Origin of the sequence: Alcaligenes faecalis (assembly GCF_002443155.1) — a bacterium.
GTDB lineage: Bacteria > Pseudomonadota > Gammaproteobacteria > Burkholderiales > Burkholderiaceae_B > Alcaligenes > Alcaligenes faecalis.
This window is the reverse complement of the sequence record NZ_CP023667.1, coordinates 2,294,360-2,308,405: the sequence shown is the minus strand read 5'-3', so window position 1 is coordinate 2,308,405 and position 14,046 is coordinate 2,294,360. Positions and strand designations below refer to the sequence as shown.

The 14,046-nt window shown below is 55.5% G+C and carries 14 protein-coding genes; 10 read left to right on the top strand and 4 right to left on the bottom strand.

Translation table 11 applies throughout. The features are described 5' to 3' along the window. The first annotated feature begins 34 nt into the window (after positions 1-34). The gene (gene pdxR, locus CPY64_RS10860; protein ID WP_042481796.1) at positions 35-1,543 is read left to right on the top strand and encodes a MocR-like pyridoxine biosynthesis transcription factor PdxR; all 1,509 of its coding nucleotides are present in this window, start codon (positions 35-37) and stop codon (positions 1,541-1,543) included. 116 nt (positions 1,544-1,659) lie between these two features. Here the strand turns inward: pdxR and CPY64_RS10855 are convergent, their stop codons facing one another. Beyond that, positions 1,660-2,559, bottom strand: coding sequence for a LysR family transcriptional regulator ArgP (locus tag CPY64_RS10855; RefSeq protein ID WP_042481794.1), 900 nt, complete (start codon positions 2,557-2,559; stop codon positions 1,660-1,662). 110 nt (positions 2,560-2,669) lie between these two features. Between CPY64_RS10855 and CPY64_RS10850 the strand changes: the two genes are divergently transcribed. From CPY64_RS10850 to CPY64_RS10830, 5 genes are all read left to right on the top strand, one after another. After that, positions 2,670-3,287: a LysE/ArgO family amino acid transporter gene (locus CPY64_RS10850; RefSeq protein ID WP_042482217.1), complete on the top strand. Its 618-nt coding sequence runs from the start codon at positions 2,670-2,672 to the stop codon at positions 3,285-3,287. A 203-nt stretch (positions 3,288-3,490) separates the two neighbouring features. Continuing rightward, the gene (locus CPY64_RS10845; protein ID WP_042481791.1) at positions 3,491-3,982 is read left to right on the top strand and encodes a RidA family protein; all 492 of its coding nucleotides are present in this window, start codon (positions 3,491-3,493) and stop codon (positions 3,980-3,982) included. A 33-nt stretch (positions 3,983-4,015) separates the two neighbouring features. Then, on the top strand, positions 4,016-4,519 hold the full coding sequence (locus CPY64_RS10840) for a GNAT family N-acetyltransferase (RefSeq protein WP_042481788.1): 504 nt from the start codon (positions 4,016-4,018) through the stop codon (positions 4,517-4,519). Positions 4,520-4,804: 285 nt separating this feature from the next. Continuing rightward, positions 4,805-5,260, top strand: coding sequence for a MaoC family dehydratase (locus CPY64_RS10835; RefSeq protein ID WP_042481785.1), 456 nt, complete (start codon positions 4,805-4,807; stop codon positions 5,258-5,260). Beyond that, a complete protein-coding gene (locus tag CPY64_RS10830; RefSeq protein ID WP_042481782.1) occupies positions 5,261-5,857 on the top strand; it encodes a TetR/AcrR family transcriptional regulator in 597 nt (198 codons plus the stop codon). A 31-nt stretch (positions 5,858-5,888) separates the two neighbouring features. Here CPY64_RS10830 and CPY64_RS10825 read toward each other — a convergent pair whose 3' ends face one another. Then, the gene (locus CPY64_RS10825) at positions 5,889-6,290 is read right to left on the bottom strand and encodes a RidA family protein (RefSeq protein ID WP_042481779.1); all 402 of its coding nucleotides are present in this window, start codon (positions 6,288-6,290) and stop codon (positions 5,889-5,891) included. A 142-nt stretch (positions 6,291-6,432) separates the two neighbouring features. On the opposite strand from CPY64_RS10825, the gene CPY64_RS10820 reads away from it, so the two are divergent. Next, entirely contained in the window at positions 6,433-7,335 is a 903-nt protein-coding gene (locus CPY64_RS10820) for a LysR family transcriptional regulator (RefSeq protein ID WP_042481775.1), read from the top strand. A 58-nt stretch (positions 7,336-7,393) separates the two neighbouring features. Here CPY64_RS10820 and CPY64_RS10815 read toward each other — a convergent pair whose 3' ends face one another. Further along, the gene (locus CPY64_RS10815; protein WP_042481772.1) at positions 7,394-8,677 is read right to left on the bottom strand and encodes a pyridoxal phosphate-dependent aminotransferase; all 1,284 of its coding nucleotides are present in this window, start codon (positions 8,675-8,677) and stop codon (positions 7,394-7,396) included. 335 nt (positions 8,678-9,012) lie between these two features. Here CPY64_RS10815 and CPY64_RS10810 point away from each other — a divergent pair, with 335 nt between their 5' ends. Both CPY64_RS10810 and CPY64_RS10805 read left to right on the top strand, forming a co-directional pair. Beyond that, entirely contained in the window at positions 9,013-9,501 is a 489-nt protein-coding gene (locus CPY64_RS10810) for a MarR family winged helix-turn-helix transcriptional regulator (RefSeq protein ID WP_042481770.1), read from the top strand. Continuing rightward, positions 9,498-10,274: a HEAT repeat domain-containing protein gene (locus CPY64_RS10805; protein WP_042481767.1), complete on the top strand. Its 777-nt coding sequence runs from the start codon at positions 9,498-9,500 to the stop codon at positions 10,272-10,274. Before CPY64_RS10810 ends, CPY64_RS10805 begins: the two co-directional genes overlap by 4 nt. A 22-nt stretch (positions 10,275-10,296) precedes the next feature. Here CPY64_RS10805 and CPY64_RS10800 read toward each other — a convergent pair whose 3' ends face one another. Beyond that, positions 10,297-11,421, bottom strand: a complete 1,125-nt coding sequence (locus tag CPY64_RS10800; protein ID WP_042482216.1) for a metallophosphoesterase — start codon at positions 11,419-11,421, stop codon at positions 10,297-10,299. Positions 11,422-11,952: 531 nt separating this feature from the next. Between CPY64_RS10800 and CPY64_RS10795 the strand changes: the two genes are divergently transcribed. Next, positions 11,953-14,028 (top strand): catalase, encoded by a 2,076-nt coding sequence (locus tag CPY64_RS10795; protein WP_042481764.1) that lies wholly within the window; start codon positions 11,953-11,955, stop codon positions 14,026-14,028. Positions 14,029-14,046 lie beyond the last annotated feature (18 nt).

Here is a 14,046-nt window from a genome sequence, read left to right as displayed (position 1 = left end):
ACCAGTTTGGCGCTATTTTTATGGACCACAAGCCATGTCACGCACTGCCCACAATCCAAAGGTTCCATCTCTTGGTGAGCTGGACCGAAGCGCCGGAGCCTTGGGGCGTCAGTTGGCGCAGAAGCTGCGCGATGCGGTAAAAAATGGTGCGCTTAAACCGGGTGAGTCCTTACCCTCTACACGAGCCTTGGCTGCCTCCTTGGGTGTTGCCCGTGGCACGGTTGTAGAGGCTTTTGAGCAATTGATTGCCGAAGGCTTTCTGGAGTCCTCGCCGGGCGTGGGCACTTATATTGCTCACTCGCTGGCCAGCCCCAAAATAAGAGCGAAAAAGCGCAGGACAGCATCGCTGCCTGCACAGCCTGCGCCACCTGCTGCCCAGCCATTCAATACGGTTGCAGCTCAATTCCAGCCTTTACCGTCAGCCCCGTTTGCTGTGTCGATTCCATTGGGTGCCGCTGCGCCAGGACCGATCTGGCGACGCTTGGGGAATCGTTTACGGGCGCATGGTCAGGGCGCGCCGGGCGGCTATGGTGATCCTCAAGGTGCCTTGCTTTTGCGGGCAGCCATTGCGGAATATGTGCGTCGGTCGCGCTCGGTGCGTTGTGAGGCAGAGCAGGTGATTGTGACCACGGGCACTCAGCAGGGCTTGTTTCTGGCTTGTCTGGTCTTGATGAGCCAGCAGGATTTTGCCTGGGTGGAGAACCCGGCCTACCCCGGCATTACCGCGATTTTGAACACGGTCGGTGCGCCGGAGCGTATGGTTCGTGTGCCTGTAGATGAAGAGGGGCTGGATGTGGCTGCGGGCATACGCTTGCAAGCCGATGCGCGGGTTGCCTTTGTGACTCCTTCACACCAATACCCTTTGGGTATGCCTATGAGCATGGCACGGCGCAATGCCTTGCTGGCCTGGGCACGGGATAAATCCGCCTGGATTGTCGAGGATGATTACGACAGCGAGTTCCGTTATTCCGGCCATCCCTTTCCTTCCATGCAGGGCCTGGACCCGGAGCGGGCGATCTATCTGGGAACCTTCAGCAAGGTGCTGTTTCCCTCGCTGCGCCTGGGTTATGCGATTGTGCCGCCGCAGCTGGTACAGGCTTTTTGCGGAGCGAGGGTCCTGCTGGATCGGCATCCGCCCAGCGCAGACCAGCATGTTCTGGCCAGCTTTATTTCAGAGGGGCATCTGGAACGTCATATTCGCCGTATGCGCGGGGTTTATACCCAGTGTCGCAAGCATCTTTTTGAGATTGTGCGCGAGGTTCTGCCTGGCGATTTGGCCAGCTTGCAGCCTGGAGATCAAGGTATGCACTCGGTCTTGTGGCTAGCTTCGCAGATTGACGATGTGGCAGTGGCACAGCGCGCCATGCAGGAGGGTGTGGCTGTGCGTCCGGTCTCCACCATGTATCACGCCGGTGAAGGGCCACCTGGGCTGATTCTGGGTTTAAGCGCATTCAGTCCGGAGCAAATGAAGGAAGCAGCGCAGAAGCTGGCGGGCATCATCTCCGAGCTTGCTCGCCCTCCCAAAGCCAAAAGGAAACCCTGAGCTCTGCTGTCTGGGCAAGCCTGTTGCAAAAGCTCAGGCGAGCATGAGTTTTTACCATTTACTTCGAGTGGCAAACTCGCCTTCTGTCTGCCAGTCCGGGGTCTCCACAGAGTCCATTAAGTTGAAACTGGCAGCAATGAGGTTTTGGCTGCACGTTGAAGTGCCGTACCCATATTGCGCAAGGTGTCGGAGCGGATAGCAGCATGTTGCCAATACAAGGGCACATCCAGCCAAAGGCCGGGGGCGACTAAAGCTAGCTCTTCGGCGGCCAGGGCATCGCTGACCATGGAGTCGGGCGCCAGACACCAGCCTAGGCCCAAAGCCGCTGCTTTCACAAAGCCGGTAGAGGTAGGCAGGTAGTGGATGGGAGGTGTGACAGATTCAGTAGTGATCTGCCGTATAAAGCGCCACTGCAATTCGTCCTTGCGGTTGAAGACAATCATGGGGGCTTGAGCCAGGGATTCTGTGTCTACTCCCAATCCGAAATGCCGGGCCACAAACTCTGGAGAAGCAATGGCCTGATAGCGCATGATACCCAGAGCCTGAACCTCGCAGCCTTGTAGAGGTGTTGGTTCGGCGGTGACAGCGCCCAGCACGGAGCCATTGCGTATCAGCTCCAGCGTGTGGTCCTGATCATCCACACGCACATCAAACAAGTAGCCATGTTTCTGACTGAGCTGGGACAAGGCTTCCAGAAACCAGGTGTCTAGCGAGTCACTATTGACGGCAATCGCGATAGGCCGGCATGGGCCATTTTTTTCTGGCAAGAAGTCCGCGACAGCCTCGGCTTCCAGAACCTGCATGGGGCGTACACGACGCAGCAGCAATTCTCCCGCTGGGGTCGGACGGCAAGGCGGTTGGCGCAGGACCAGCACCTGTCCCAGTCTGTCTTCCAGCGCCTTGATACGTTGTGAGATGGCCGAGGTGGTGATGTACAGCTTGCGTCCGGCCGCTTCAAAACTGCCTTCTTCCAGGACTGCCATAAAGGCTCTGAGTTGTGGGTGCAGCAGATCCATGATTGGCCTATCTGATTAGTTATTCTTAATTAAGTAAAGAATAATTAGCTTTTCTTAAATAATAAATGGCAGCACCATAACGCAGTTTTTCAATTCTGTGGATGGCTGGCATGTTCTTCTCTGTTGTAGCGACTGGCTTTCTGACAGGTGCGGGCCTGATCATGGCTATTGGCACCCAAAATGCCTTCGTGTTGCGGCAGGGTCTGGAGCGTAGTCATGTGGGTTTGGTGGTGGCGATCTGCGCGCTGGCCGATATTGTCTTGATCCTGGGAGGCGTGGCTGGCATCGGTACTTTGGTACAGGAATGGCCGGGCTTGTTGCAAGTTCTGCGCTTTGGCGGCGCCGCTTTTCTGGCCTGGTATGGGCTGCTGGCGGCACAGCGAGCCTGGACTGGTGAGGGAAGCCTGATGGCCGGGAAAAGTAGCGAGCGTAATCGTCGCCGCATCTTGCTGACTTGTTTGGCGTTCACCTTTTTGAACCCCCACGTCTATCTGGATACGATGGTGCTGTTGGGCAGCCTGTCTACGCCTTATCCCGGCAACTTGCAGTGGGCATTCGCCTTGGGAGCCTGTGCAGCCAGCGCCAGCTGGTTTCTGGCCTTGGGCTATGGAGCACGATTGCTGCAACCCGTGTTTCGCCAGCCGCTGGCCTGGCGTGTGCTGGACGGTAGCATCGCTGTTTTCATGTTGGCCTTGTGTGCTTTATTGCTGCTGCGGCCTTTGCATTAAGCCTTGGACTCCTTAGATATTTTCTGTGGATGCGATTGCTGCCTGAATAACCGCCCGCTGCACAGACTACAGAAAGTCAGCTTTTTTGAATCAAAAGATAACTGTTTGAACTTCAGAGTGGCTTTATGAAATTAAATAGGCTTTAGGGAAGAGCTCGTACCTAATGAAGTCTTGGTTTTTGAACCTTCAATCAGGAGAAAACTATGAATGTCGTGAAGATGCTTGCCTCTGCTGCCTTGATCAGTAGCTTGGCTGCGCCGGCGTTGGCGCAGGATGTGAAGCGCCATCCTATTCCCAATTCGGATTTCCCGATTCTGACGGCAGTGGAAGTGCCTGCAGGTAAAACCACGGTCTACTTGAGCGGCACCGTCCCGGCTGTGCGCGACAAGTCGGCAGATGCAGCCAGCACGGCAGCCTATGGCAATATGCAGCAGCAAACCGAGTCCATCATGGAGCAGATCAAGGCTCAGCTGGAAGGCATGGGCATGTCGGTTGGGGACATCATCAAGATGCAGGCCTTCCTGGTTGCCCCCGATGGCGGCAAGCTGGATTTTGACGGCTTCATGGCAGGCTACTCCAAGTACTTTGGAACCAAGGAACAGCCCAATCTGCCAGTGCGATCAGCTATGGCGGTCCAGGCTCTGGTGAACCCAGGCTGGCTGGTCGAGTTGGAGGTGACGGCCGTGCGGCCTTGATCGCCACCAGACTCTCTTTGAAAAGGATGTGGTGTGATCTCTATTCGTCCGGTTCAGGCGCAGGAATGGCGAACCTATCAGGCATTGCGTCTCAGCGCCTTGCGTGATTCTCCCGATGCCTTTGGGAGTACCTATGCCGTGGAGTCCGCACATCCTGAGCATTTCTGGCAGGAGCGAATTCAAGCTGCTTGGGCGTCCAAGACGGACCATGTCTTGTTGGCTGAAAAAGAGGAGATGGCTTGTGGTCTGGTCTGGTGCAAGCTGTCTGCTTCGGAACCCGCTGTGGTCGATATTTATCAGATGTGGGTAGCTCCATCTGCACGAGGTTTGCGGGCAGGTTTTGGCCTGCTGGATGCCGCGGTGAAATGGGCAAAAAGCAGGCAAGCAGCGTGTGTTCGTCTAGGTGTGACCTTGACGAATGAGGCAGCCGTCCGGCTGTATGAACATTACGGCTTTGTGCCCAGCGGCGAGCCCGAGCCTTTGCGTGAGGGTTCCCCTTTGATGTCACAAACTCTGGTGCTGAAGTTAGCGGATTAAAGCCAGACAGATAAAGGCAGCCCCTTGTTGAAATTGACAACAAGGGGTTGTTTTTTATGCCTTGCCGATCTCTGGAGGATGTGTGGCATCTAAAGTGCATTTTTTCAAACTCCATGCCAGTTTGCTCTTCAGTGCTAAGAAGCCGAATTATCACCATTTTTAAAATAGAATATGTTCGTAATCTATTGTTGATTTCCAGAGAAAGCTGTGCAAGGATAGCTGCTATCCGTAATCTATTTATGCGGGCAGCCACACGCACTCACACACTTTCTGGAGAGTATTCGGATGAGCCTTACAGTACCTGTCTATCTTGAAGATCTGGCCCTGGGAATGGAGTTTCGTAGCGCCGAGCATGCTCTGGATGAAGCGCAAATTGTCAGCTTTGCCCGCCAGTTTGATCCGCAGCCTTTCCATCTGGATGCAGAAGCGGCCAAGGACACGTTCTTTCAGGGGCTGGCTGCCAGTGGTTGGCATACCGCGGCCATCACCATGAAGCTGTTGGTGGACAGCCTGGTGTTTAGCCAGGGGATTATTGGTGCAGGCGGGCAGATAGATTGGCCACGGCCTACGCGCCCTGGTGATGTCTTGCATGTTCTCAGCAAGATCATCGATATTCAGCCCTCTCGCTCCAAGGCAGACAGGGGCATGGTGACGGTGGAGTCTCACACCATGAATCAAAACAATGAGGTGTGTCAGCGCTTGATTGCCAAGCTGATTGCTTTTCGTCGTCCGGAGGTTTGAATGGGACGTGTCTCGCGCGAGCAGGCCGAACGCAACCGCGAACGGGTGCTGGAAACAGCGTGTCGATTGTTTCGCAAACATGGGGTGGAAGGGGTCTCGATCGGGGACATCATGACAGAGGCAGGCCTGACGGCCGGCGCCTTCTACAAGCAGTTTGCTTCCAAAGAGGCCTTGATTGACGAGGCTTCCCGCTTTGCTTTCACCCAGTCCTCGGAATCCTGGGAGCGTATTAACCAGCGCTATGAAGAAGATGCCGTGCAAGGTTTTCAGGCCTTGATGCGGCGTTATTTCAAGCACAGCCCTCAAACCCAAAGCTGCCCGATTCTGGCCTTTTCTTCATTGGCCAGCAGCCTGCCTGCGGATGCGCAGACCACGGCGATTTACAGTGAAGGAGTAGAGCGCTTGTTTGAGCAGTTCCGTAGTGTCGCCGTGCAAGCCTGTGCCGAGCAGTCCGAAGAGCAAATCATGCTTTTGTTTGCCGCCATGCTGGGGACAGGGATGATCAGCAGGGCCGTGGGCGATACTGCGTTTACGCAAGGTATGCAAGCTGCCGTGTTGGCGGCATTACCGGGCAGTGAGTCCGATCAGCACGATTAGCCTGTCGATAAAGACGATAAGAGCTTGCGTATCAGGCTTGTTCAGGAAGTTGTGCCACCACCTTGATTTCAAACTGAAAACCCGACAGCCAAGGCACCCCTACGCCTGTCAGTGCCGGGTAGGGCGCATCCCCCCAGTAGTCCGGCAGAACCTTCCACAATGTTTCCAGATTGGCTTCCGGGTTCACCAAAAACAGCGTCACATCCAGCACATGAGCAAAGCTGCAACCTGCTGCGGCCAGCACGGTATTGAGGTTCTCAAAGGCCAGGCGTATTTGCTGTTCCAGATCCGGCTCGGGTGAGCCGTCTTCGCGGCTGCCGACTTGGCCAGAAACAAACAAGAAGCCATTGGAACGAATCGCCGGCGAGTAATGTCCGCGCTCATACAAGGCTTGGCGTTCGGTGGGAAATACGGCTTGGCGTGAGGTAGTCATCATGCTTTCCAGTGCCTGCTGGGCAGGTGAAGTTCATTGAGCTATGCACTGTAGGTCTTGTGCGTGGATAGATAAACGCTAGATGGCAAACAACACTATTTCTATAATCCAAATAATCACTGCTACTAACTGGAGATAATACGTGGACCGTTTCGAAGCGATGCGTACTTTTGCCAAGGTAGTGGAAACGGGCAGCTTTACCAAGGCGGCCCAAACTTTGCATATCAGCCGAACCAGGGCCACACATTTAGTGCAGCAATTGGAGGCACGCTTGCAGGTGAGCTTGCTGAATCGCACGACGCGCAAGGTGAGCGTCACTAGTGCCGGAGCACTCTACTTTGAGCGTGTAGTGCAATTGCTGGCCGATCTGGAGGACAGTGAGCGGGACCTGGCCCAAGCCTTGGCTTCGCCCAGTGGCCGTTTGCGGGTAGATGTGCCCAGCCCTTTAGCCAGCCGCGTGCTGGTGCCCGCCTTGCCTTCGTTCTACGCACGCTACCCGGATATTCAGCTGGATATGGGGGTGGGCGACAAGACAGTAGATTTGCTGGATGAAAGCATGGACTGTGTGGTTCGGGGTGGTCAGATTCAAGATCAGTCCTTGATCGCCAAGCGGGTCGGGGAGCTGCATCTGTCCATCTATGCTGCACCCTCGTATCTGGAGCAGTTTGGTCCCCTTGTACATCCCAAAGAGCTGGAAGGGCTTGCACATCGAATGGTGGGATACCTGTGGGAACATCAGAACAAACCGTTTCCTTATGCCTTGCGTCGCCATAAAGAGCGGGTTTCTTTGCCAGGCCGTTATGGCTTGGCCGTGAATGATGGCAACGCCTATCTGGCAGCGGGCGAAGCGGGTTTGGGGCTGGTTTGCTTGCCGGAGTATTTGGCCAAGGAAGCGGTACACGCAGGGCGCTTGATCGCGTTATTCCCTGATTGGACGATGGACCCTATGCCCTTGTATGTGGCTTTTCACCGTAGCAAACATACGAATGTTCGGCTGCGTGTTTTTATTGATTGGGTTGCGGAGCAATTGTCTCAAGTATCTTGAGTGCCATAAAAAAGCCAAGGAGAGTGAATCCTTGGCTTATTTATTGAGACCGGTTTTTTTATTCAGCTTCGGCGCTATCTACGGCAGAAGTGCTTGCTTGGGCAAACTCAGGCCGTTCCGTACCGTGTTTGATGCGATAGTCTTTCAGGAACTTGGCCATACGGCTAATGGCTTCGCGCAGGTCTGGCTCGTGTGGCAGGAACACCATGCGGAAGTGATCCGGATGAGGCCAGTTAAAGCCCGTGCCTTGTACCAGCATCACGCGGGTGGCTTCCAGCAGTTGCAGGAAGAACTGGCGGTCATCCTTGATGGGATAAACCTCGGGGTCCAGACGCGGGAACATGTACAGGGCGGCGTGGGGCATCACGCAGCTGACCCCTGGAATGGCGGTGATCAGTTCGTAAGCCAGATCGCGCTGACGACGCAGGCGCCCACCCTCGCAAACCAGATCGTTGATGCTTTGATAGCCACCCAAGGCGGTCTGAATGGCCCATTGGCCGGGCACGTTCGCGCACAGCTTCATATTGGCCAACATGCTCAGCCCTTCGATGTAGTCGGCACCTGCTTTCTTGTCACCGGAAATCACCAGCCAGCCAGCACGGTAACCACATGCGCGGTAGCTCTTGGACAGGGAGTTGAAGGTCAAGGTCAGCACGTCGGTAGACAGGCTGCCCAGCGCTGTGTGTTTCATGTCGTCAAACAAGACCTTGTCGTAGACTTCGTCGGCCAACAAGACCAGATTGAATTCGCGGGCAATATCGACCAGGGCTTGCAACACCGAGTCCGGATAGAGCACGCCGGTAGGGTTGTTCGGGTTGATGACCACCAGGCCCTTGGTGCGGGGAGTGATCTTGGAACGGATATCGTCCAGGTCAGGAATCCAGCCGTTGGACTCGTCGCACAAATAATGGACGGGCGTACCGCCGGACAGGCTGGTAACCGCTGTCCACAGCGGGTAGTCGGGCATGGGCAGGAGCAGTTCGTCGCCATCATCCAGCAGAGCATTGGTGGCCATGGCAATCAGTTCAGAGGCGCCATTGCCCAGGTAAATATCTTCCAGCGTCACACCCTTGATGCCTTGCTCCTGGGTGTAGTGCATGACGGCTTTACGCGCGGCAAAAATACCTTTGCTGTCCGAGTAGCCCGAGGAGTTGGGCAGGTTGCGGATCATGTCGAGCTGGATCTCTTCCGGGGCATCAAAACCGAATACCGCCAAGTTGCCGATGTTCAGCTTGATCAGTTGCTGACCTTCGTCTTCCATTTGCTTGGCCCGGTCCATGATGGGGCCGCGAATATCGTACAAAACATTCGCCAATTTGCTCGATTTCTTGATGCTATTCATGATGCTGGTAATCGGATTCCATGTGTGCTGCTGATGATAGTTGGCAGGGCTGATACCTGACCAGCCTTATACCTTACCGCATGCGTGAGCCTCTCTCGTAAGCATCAAGCTTAAAATGTGGCATTGTCGAATTTTGGCGACACTCTTTTAGCGAAAAATCGGCTGTCTTTGTAGATAGGCTCCTTACTATCGGGGCATATTCCACTTTATGGATACGATTGGCATGATGTGGAATCAGCCCGTCTTTATTTCGGACCAGCAGGCTTCTTTTATTTTTCTTGTTTTTGAGCAGATCCGCTATTAAGATTCGATATCAAATTATTTGATATCGAATTATGAAACTGGAAGCGAAATATCAGGCCTTGCTCTCGCACGCAGAGCAGCAGAAGGGCGTCAATGTTCAGGGTATGTCCCTGTGTTTTCAGCTCCTGTCCTTGTCCGCTCGTATTGATCGAGACTGCGCCGCCTTGCTGGCGCCCCATGGCTTGAGCGAAGCCCGTTTTGTGCTTTTGTTTCTGCTGGAAGAGGCGCCCGACGGCATGCCCTCCCACATTCTGGCTGAGCGGGCAGGCGTTACGCGGGCAACCGTTACAACCCTGGTGGATGGGCTGCTCAAGGCGGGCCTGGTGCAACGCTTTGCGGCCGAGGCAGATCGGCGTTCTGTCATGGTGAAACTGAGCCCTCAGGGGGCGGAACTGGCCAGGATGCTGGTAGCAACCCACGCACAGTGGATAGGCAATTTGTTCAAGCACTTGTCCGAGGCAGAGTGCACACAGCTTGGTGCCTTGTTGAGCAAAGCGGCTGCTGGGGAGCAAGCACCATGAGTACTGAAACCCGCAAGGGGTATGCCAAGATCGCGGACATACCCGCCGACGTTTTATTGGCTCTGTCCAAGGGAGAAATCCAGGCCGCTACGCTGACCGAGTCCTTGGCTATTGATCAGCGCGTGCTGGTGGCGACTGTGTTTCCGGATCTGGATAAGCAGGGCGCGCAGAAAATTGACGCCCTGGCTGAACTGGGCATCCTCAAGCGCATGAAAGCCATAGGGGAATATTTATTGGAAACCTATGGTGAGGGGGCTTGGGCGCGTTGTCTGGAACATCCTTCTGATTTGGTGCGCGGCTGGGCCTGCTTTATGGTGGGAGCCCGCGCATCTTTAAGCGTCCCTAAGCGTCTGGAAACATTGCGTCCCTTGGCGGATGATCCGCATTTCGGTGTGCGCGAATGGGCCTGGATGGCGGTACGCCCTCAACTGGTGGCAGAGCTGGATGTATCGATTCAGACCCTGCTGCAATGGGCGCGTTCAGACTCGGAATATTTGCGGCGATTTGCGTGCGAAGCGCTGCGCCCCCGGGGCGTGTGGTGCGCACATATCGCCATTCTGAAAAAGGAACCAGAACGCATGTTGCCGATTCTGGAGGTCTTGTACCAGGATGGCAGCGTTTATGTGCAGGATTCGGTCGCCAATTACTTGAATGATGCGGCCAAGGATCAGCCACAGTGGGTGCGCGATCTATGTGCTCAATGGCAGTCGCAATCTCCCGATAATGCCGCTGTGCAGCGCCTGTGTCGACGGGCGCTGCGCAGCGTGTCGTGAAGCTCTGGTTCTGGTTTCCGGCTCAGGAAGCGCGCAAGGTAATCAAGGTGATTTCCGAGGCGCGTCCCAGACGCAGCGGGAAGCCTGCCCACAGCCCGGCGCCGTAGCTGACATACAGCTGCATATCACCGACTTGATACAGGCCACCCACATAGCCATCATTGGCCATCTGCACAATTTTGTGCATGCCCACAATATGGCCGCCATGCGTATGTCCTGACAGTTGCAACGCCGCCCCGGCTGCCGCACTGTCCTTGGCGGTATCGGGGCGGTGAGCCAGCATGATGATGGGCATGCCGGCCGGGATACCCGCGACCGCTGCGGTCACATCGGGCATGGGCTGTCCATGCACCGCTGCCGACTTGTCCGTGATGCCAGCCAAGGCGAAAGCTGCATCGCCTTGCTCAATAATGCTGTGCTCATTAAGGAGCAAACGTAGCCCCAGGCTGTTGAAGTGCTCTATCCAGGGCTGATACTGGGTGTAGTACTCGTGGTTGCCGGCAATTACCCATACTCCTTTGGGAGCGGACAGGGCCTGCAGGGGAGCGACATCGTCACGGCGAGCCGTCACGGTGCCATCGACCAGATCGCCCGTAATCGCAATCAAATCCGGTTGCAAAGCCTGTGTTTTATCGACAATGGCTTGTATCCACGGCCCTTGCAGGAGTCGACTGGCATGCAGATCGGTCAGTTGCACCAGCTTGAAGCCATCCAGACTGGGGGACAGACCTTTGACTTTGACTTCGATGGATTTTACGTCCGGGACTTGCACCGCTTGCCACACACCCAAGGCGGACAGGCTGACAGCGGCGATGCCCAGCACGCCGCGCAAGGCAGGGGAGCGTAGCAGCGTCAGTCCGACAGGTTTGTACAGGACACGCATCAGCAAGCCTGTCAGATCGGTGATCAGGGTAAAGCAGGCGGCCAGCAAGACCGCCCCAAAAGCCCAACCCAAGACCATGATGACGTGAGCGGGAATTTCCGGTGAAGCGCGGGTGCCCCAGAACAAAGCGACGGTGTAATGATGCAAGGTAGCAGCAAGGGCCAGGGCGCTTAACAGCCACTTGATCCAGGGTTTGATCGATAAAGGTTTGATCAGTCGCCAGGCGACATACAGGGCGAAAACGAGGGCAGTGACTTGAAACACAAAATCATTCCAAAAAGAAACGGGGGCATGCGCTTGAGCAGCCGCTAAAGCGTGCTCAGTATAGAGCGAGGACGCGGGCATGATGCCAGCGCTGGTCGGACAGTTACCGGCCTGTCACGAAAAAAATGTGGACATGCTTGTTTACGTTTCGAGAGATTGGTTCGCACATCAAGTCATTAAAACTCCTAGGCTTTTTCCAAGGGCACCCTAGCAGGACGGGGTGCCTGTCCCTTGTTTCAAGCTGCAATATTCGCAGGATGAACATGGTGCATCCCGAAGGAGTTGGCGAGCTTGAGGCATGGCACGTCCGGGTTTGACGTGCCAGCTACGTCGTTTATTTGGAGCGCGCGGTGATGGCAGGCTCATGCTCATCGTTCAGACAAACCCTGCTGCTGAGGTCTTGATGCCCAGTGCTGGGATACTCTGGCAGCCTGGTTTGTTTTTTTTCGCCTGAACACCACATCGTTGCGTATCACTGCTGAAGTCAAACCTGCGGAGCGGGGTTTGTTATGTGACTCGACTGGAGGACATATGGTGACGAAAAAATCCGCAGCCAGGACCAATCAGGATGCCGTGGGTCAAGGCGGGGAGTTGCATCAGTTTGGCCATACTGGCCTGACGACCAACCATGGCACGCCCATATCGGACAATCAGAACTCCTTGCGATTTGGGGCGCGTGGCCCGACTCTGCTGGAAGATTTTGTCCTGCGCGAGAAAATATTTCATTTCGACCATGAACGTATCCCGGAGCGAATCGTTCATGCTCGCGGCACGGGGGCGCATGGTTATTTTGAATGTACGCAAGCCATTCCGGAATTGACTCAGGCCTGTGTATTTCAAAAGGAAGGCCATCGGGTGCCGGTGTTCTGCCGCTTTTCAACGGTAGCCGGATCCAAAGGCTCCAAAGACACGCCGCGTGACGTGCGTGGCTTTGCCGTCAAGTTCTATACCGAGCAAGGGAACTGGGATCTGGTGGGCAATAATATGCCCGTTTTTTTTATCCAGGACGCCATCAAGTTTCCGGACCTGATTCATGCCGTCAAGCCCGAGGCGGACCGGGGCTTTCCTCAGGCAGCGTCAGCCCATGACACTTTCTGGGATTTTGTCTCCCTGATGCCCGAGTCCTTGCATACCGTCATGTGGTTGATGTCGGACCGAGCCTTGCCGCGCTCGTTTCGCATGATGCAGGGCTTTGGCGTGCATACCTTCCGTTTTGTGAATGCCAAGGGCAAGTCGCATTTTGTGAAGTTTCACTGGAAGCCCAAACAGGGTCTGCAGTCGACCTTATGGGATGAGGCGGTCAAGATTTCCGGCGCGGATTCGGATTACCTGCGCCGCGATTTGTACGAGGCCATTCAAAGCGGAGCCTTTCCGGAGTGGGAGCTTGGCGTGCAGGTTTTCGATCAGGAATGGGCCGACAAGCAGGACTACGACGTGCTGGATGCGACCAAGCTTATTCCCGAAGAAAGTGTGCCGGTCAAAATTGTGGGTCGCATGGTGCTGGATCGTTATCCCGACAACTTTTTTGCAGAGACCGAGCAAGTCGCCTTCTTGCCGTCCAACATTATTCCGGGCATCGACTTTACGGACGATCCTTTGTTGCAAGGCCGTTTGTTCTCCTACCTCGATACACAGAAATCTCGTCTGGGAACGGTCAATTTTCATCAGATTCCCATTAATGCGCCCCGTTGTCCGTTCAGTAACATGCAGCGCGACGGCATGATGCAAACCCAGGTTCCCAAAGGACGTGCGACCTATGAGCCTAACAGCCTGGATGAGGCGGGCGAGTCTGCTGGGCCCCGTGCTCAGGCCCATGGATTTCGCAGCTTCCCCAGCACGGTAGACGATGGGGTGAAACTGCGGGTAAGGGCGGAGTCTTTTGCTGACCATTACAGTCAGGCCCGTTTGTTTTATCGTTCGCAGACGGAAGTCGAGCAGGAGCATCTGATTGCCGGCTTGGTCTTTGAGCTATCCAAGGTTCAACTTAACCATGTTCGTGTGCGAGTGCTCTCGCATATGCGTGTGATTGATGAGGATCTGGCCAAACGAGCGGCCCAGGGCTTGGGCCTGGATTTGCCGCCGCCTGCCAAACCGGCTCGCAAACCCGTGGATATGACGCCTTCTAAAGCCTTGTCCATATTGGCTCAGAAAACACCTGTTGCAGGCCGGATGCTGGGCATTCTGGTGACGGATGGGGCGGACAAGGGTTTGCTGGAGATGTTGCTGACTGGCGCTCAAGAGGCTGGTGTGGCCGTCAAGCTGATTGCTCCGCAGGTCGGAGGGGTGACCTTGTCGGATGGTACCCTGTTGGCTGCCGATGAAAAGATCGCAGGCGCCCCTTCGGTCCTGTTTGATGCGGTCGCCTTGCTGCTGACACAGGAGCAGGCTTCAAAGCTGTGTAATAACAAGGCCGCGGTTGATTTCGTGGCGGATGCCTATGGGCACTTGAAGGCCATTGGTCACAACGGTGCCGCTCAGCCTTTGCTGGATCGGGCTGGCGTATCCGTGGACAAGGGGGTGTTTGTGATCAAGACAGGGGATGACCTGCTTGGCAAGGTGGCCTCGCGTTTCTGGGAGCGTCGTCATCAGGTAGATGGTATGGCTTGATCTGAGGTGTAAAGGGGC

Coding starts and splice junctions, on each gene's coding strand:
- pdxR (WP_042481796.1), top strand. CDS start 35: ATGTCACGCACTGCCCACAATCCAAAGGTTCCATCTCTTGGTGAGCTG.
- CPY64_RS10855 (WP_042481794.1), bottom strand. CDS start 2,559: ATGGATCTGCTGCACCCACAACTCAGAGCCTTTATGGCAGTCCTGGAA.
- CPY64_RS10850 (WP_042482217.1), top strand. CDS start 2,670: ATGTTCTTCTCTGTTGTAGCGACTGGCTTTCTGACAGGTGCGGGCCTG.
- CPY64_RS10845 (WP_042481791.1), top strand. CDS start 3,491: ATGAATGTCGTGAAGATGCTTGCCTCTGCTGCCTTGATCAGTAGCTTG.
- CPY64_RS10835 (WP_042481785.1), top strand. CDS start 4,805: ATGAGCCTTACAGTACCTGTCTATCTTGAAGATCTGGCCCTGGGAATG.
- CPY64_RS10830 (WP_042481782.1), top strand. CDS start 5,261: ATGGGACGTGTCTCGCGCGAGCAGGCCGAACGCAACCGCGAACGGGTG.
- CPY64_RS10825 (WP_042481779.1), bottom strand. CDS start 6,290: ATGACTACCTCACGCCAAGCCGTATTTCCCACCGAACGCCAAGCCTTG.
- CPY64_RS10815 (WP_042481772.1), bottom strand. CDS start 8,677: ATGAATAGCATCAAGAAATCGAGCAAATTGGCGAATGTTTTGTACGAT.
- CPY64_RS10810 (WP_042481770.1), top strand. CDS start 9,013: ATGAAACTGGAAGCGAAATATCAGGCCTTGCTCTCGCACGCAGAGCAG.
- CPY64_RS10805 (WP_042481767.1), top strand. CDS start 9,498: ATGAGTACTGAAACCCGCAAGGGGTATGCCAAGATCGCGGACATACCC.
- CPY64_RS10795 (WP_042481764.1), top strand. CDS start 11,953: ATGGTGACGAAAAAATCCGCAGCCAGGACCAATCAGGATGCCGTGGGT.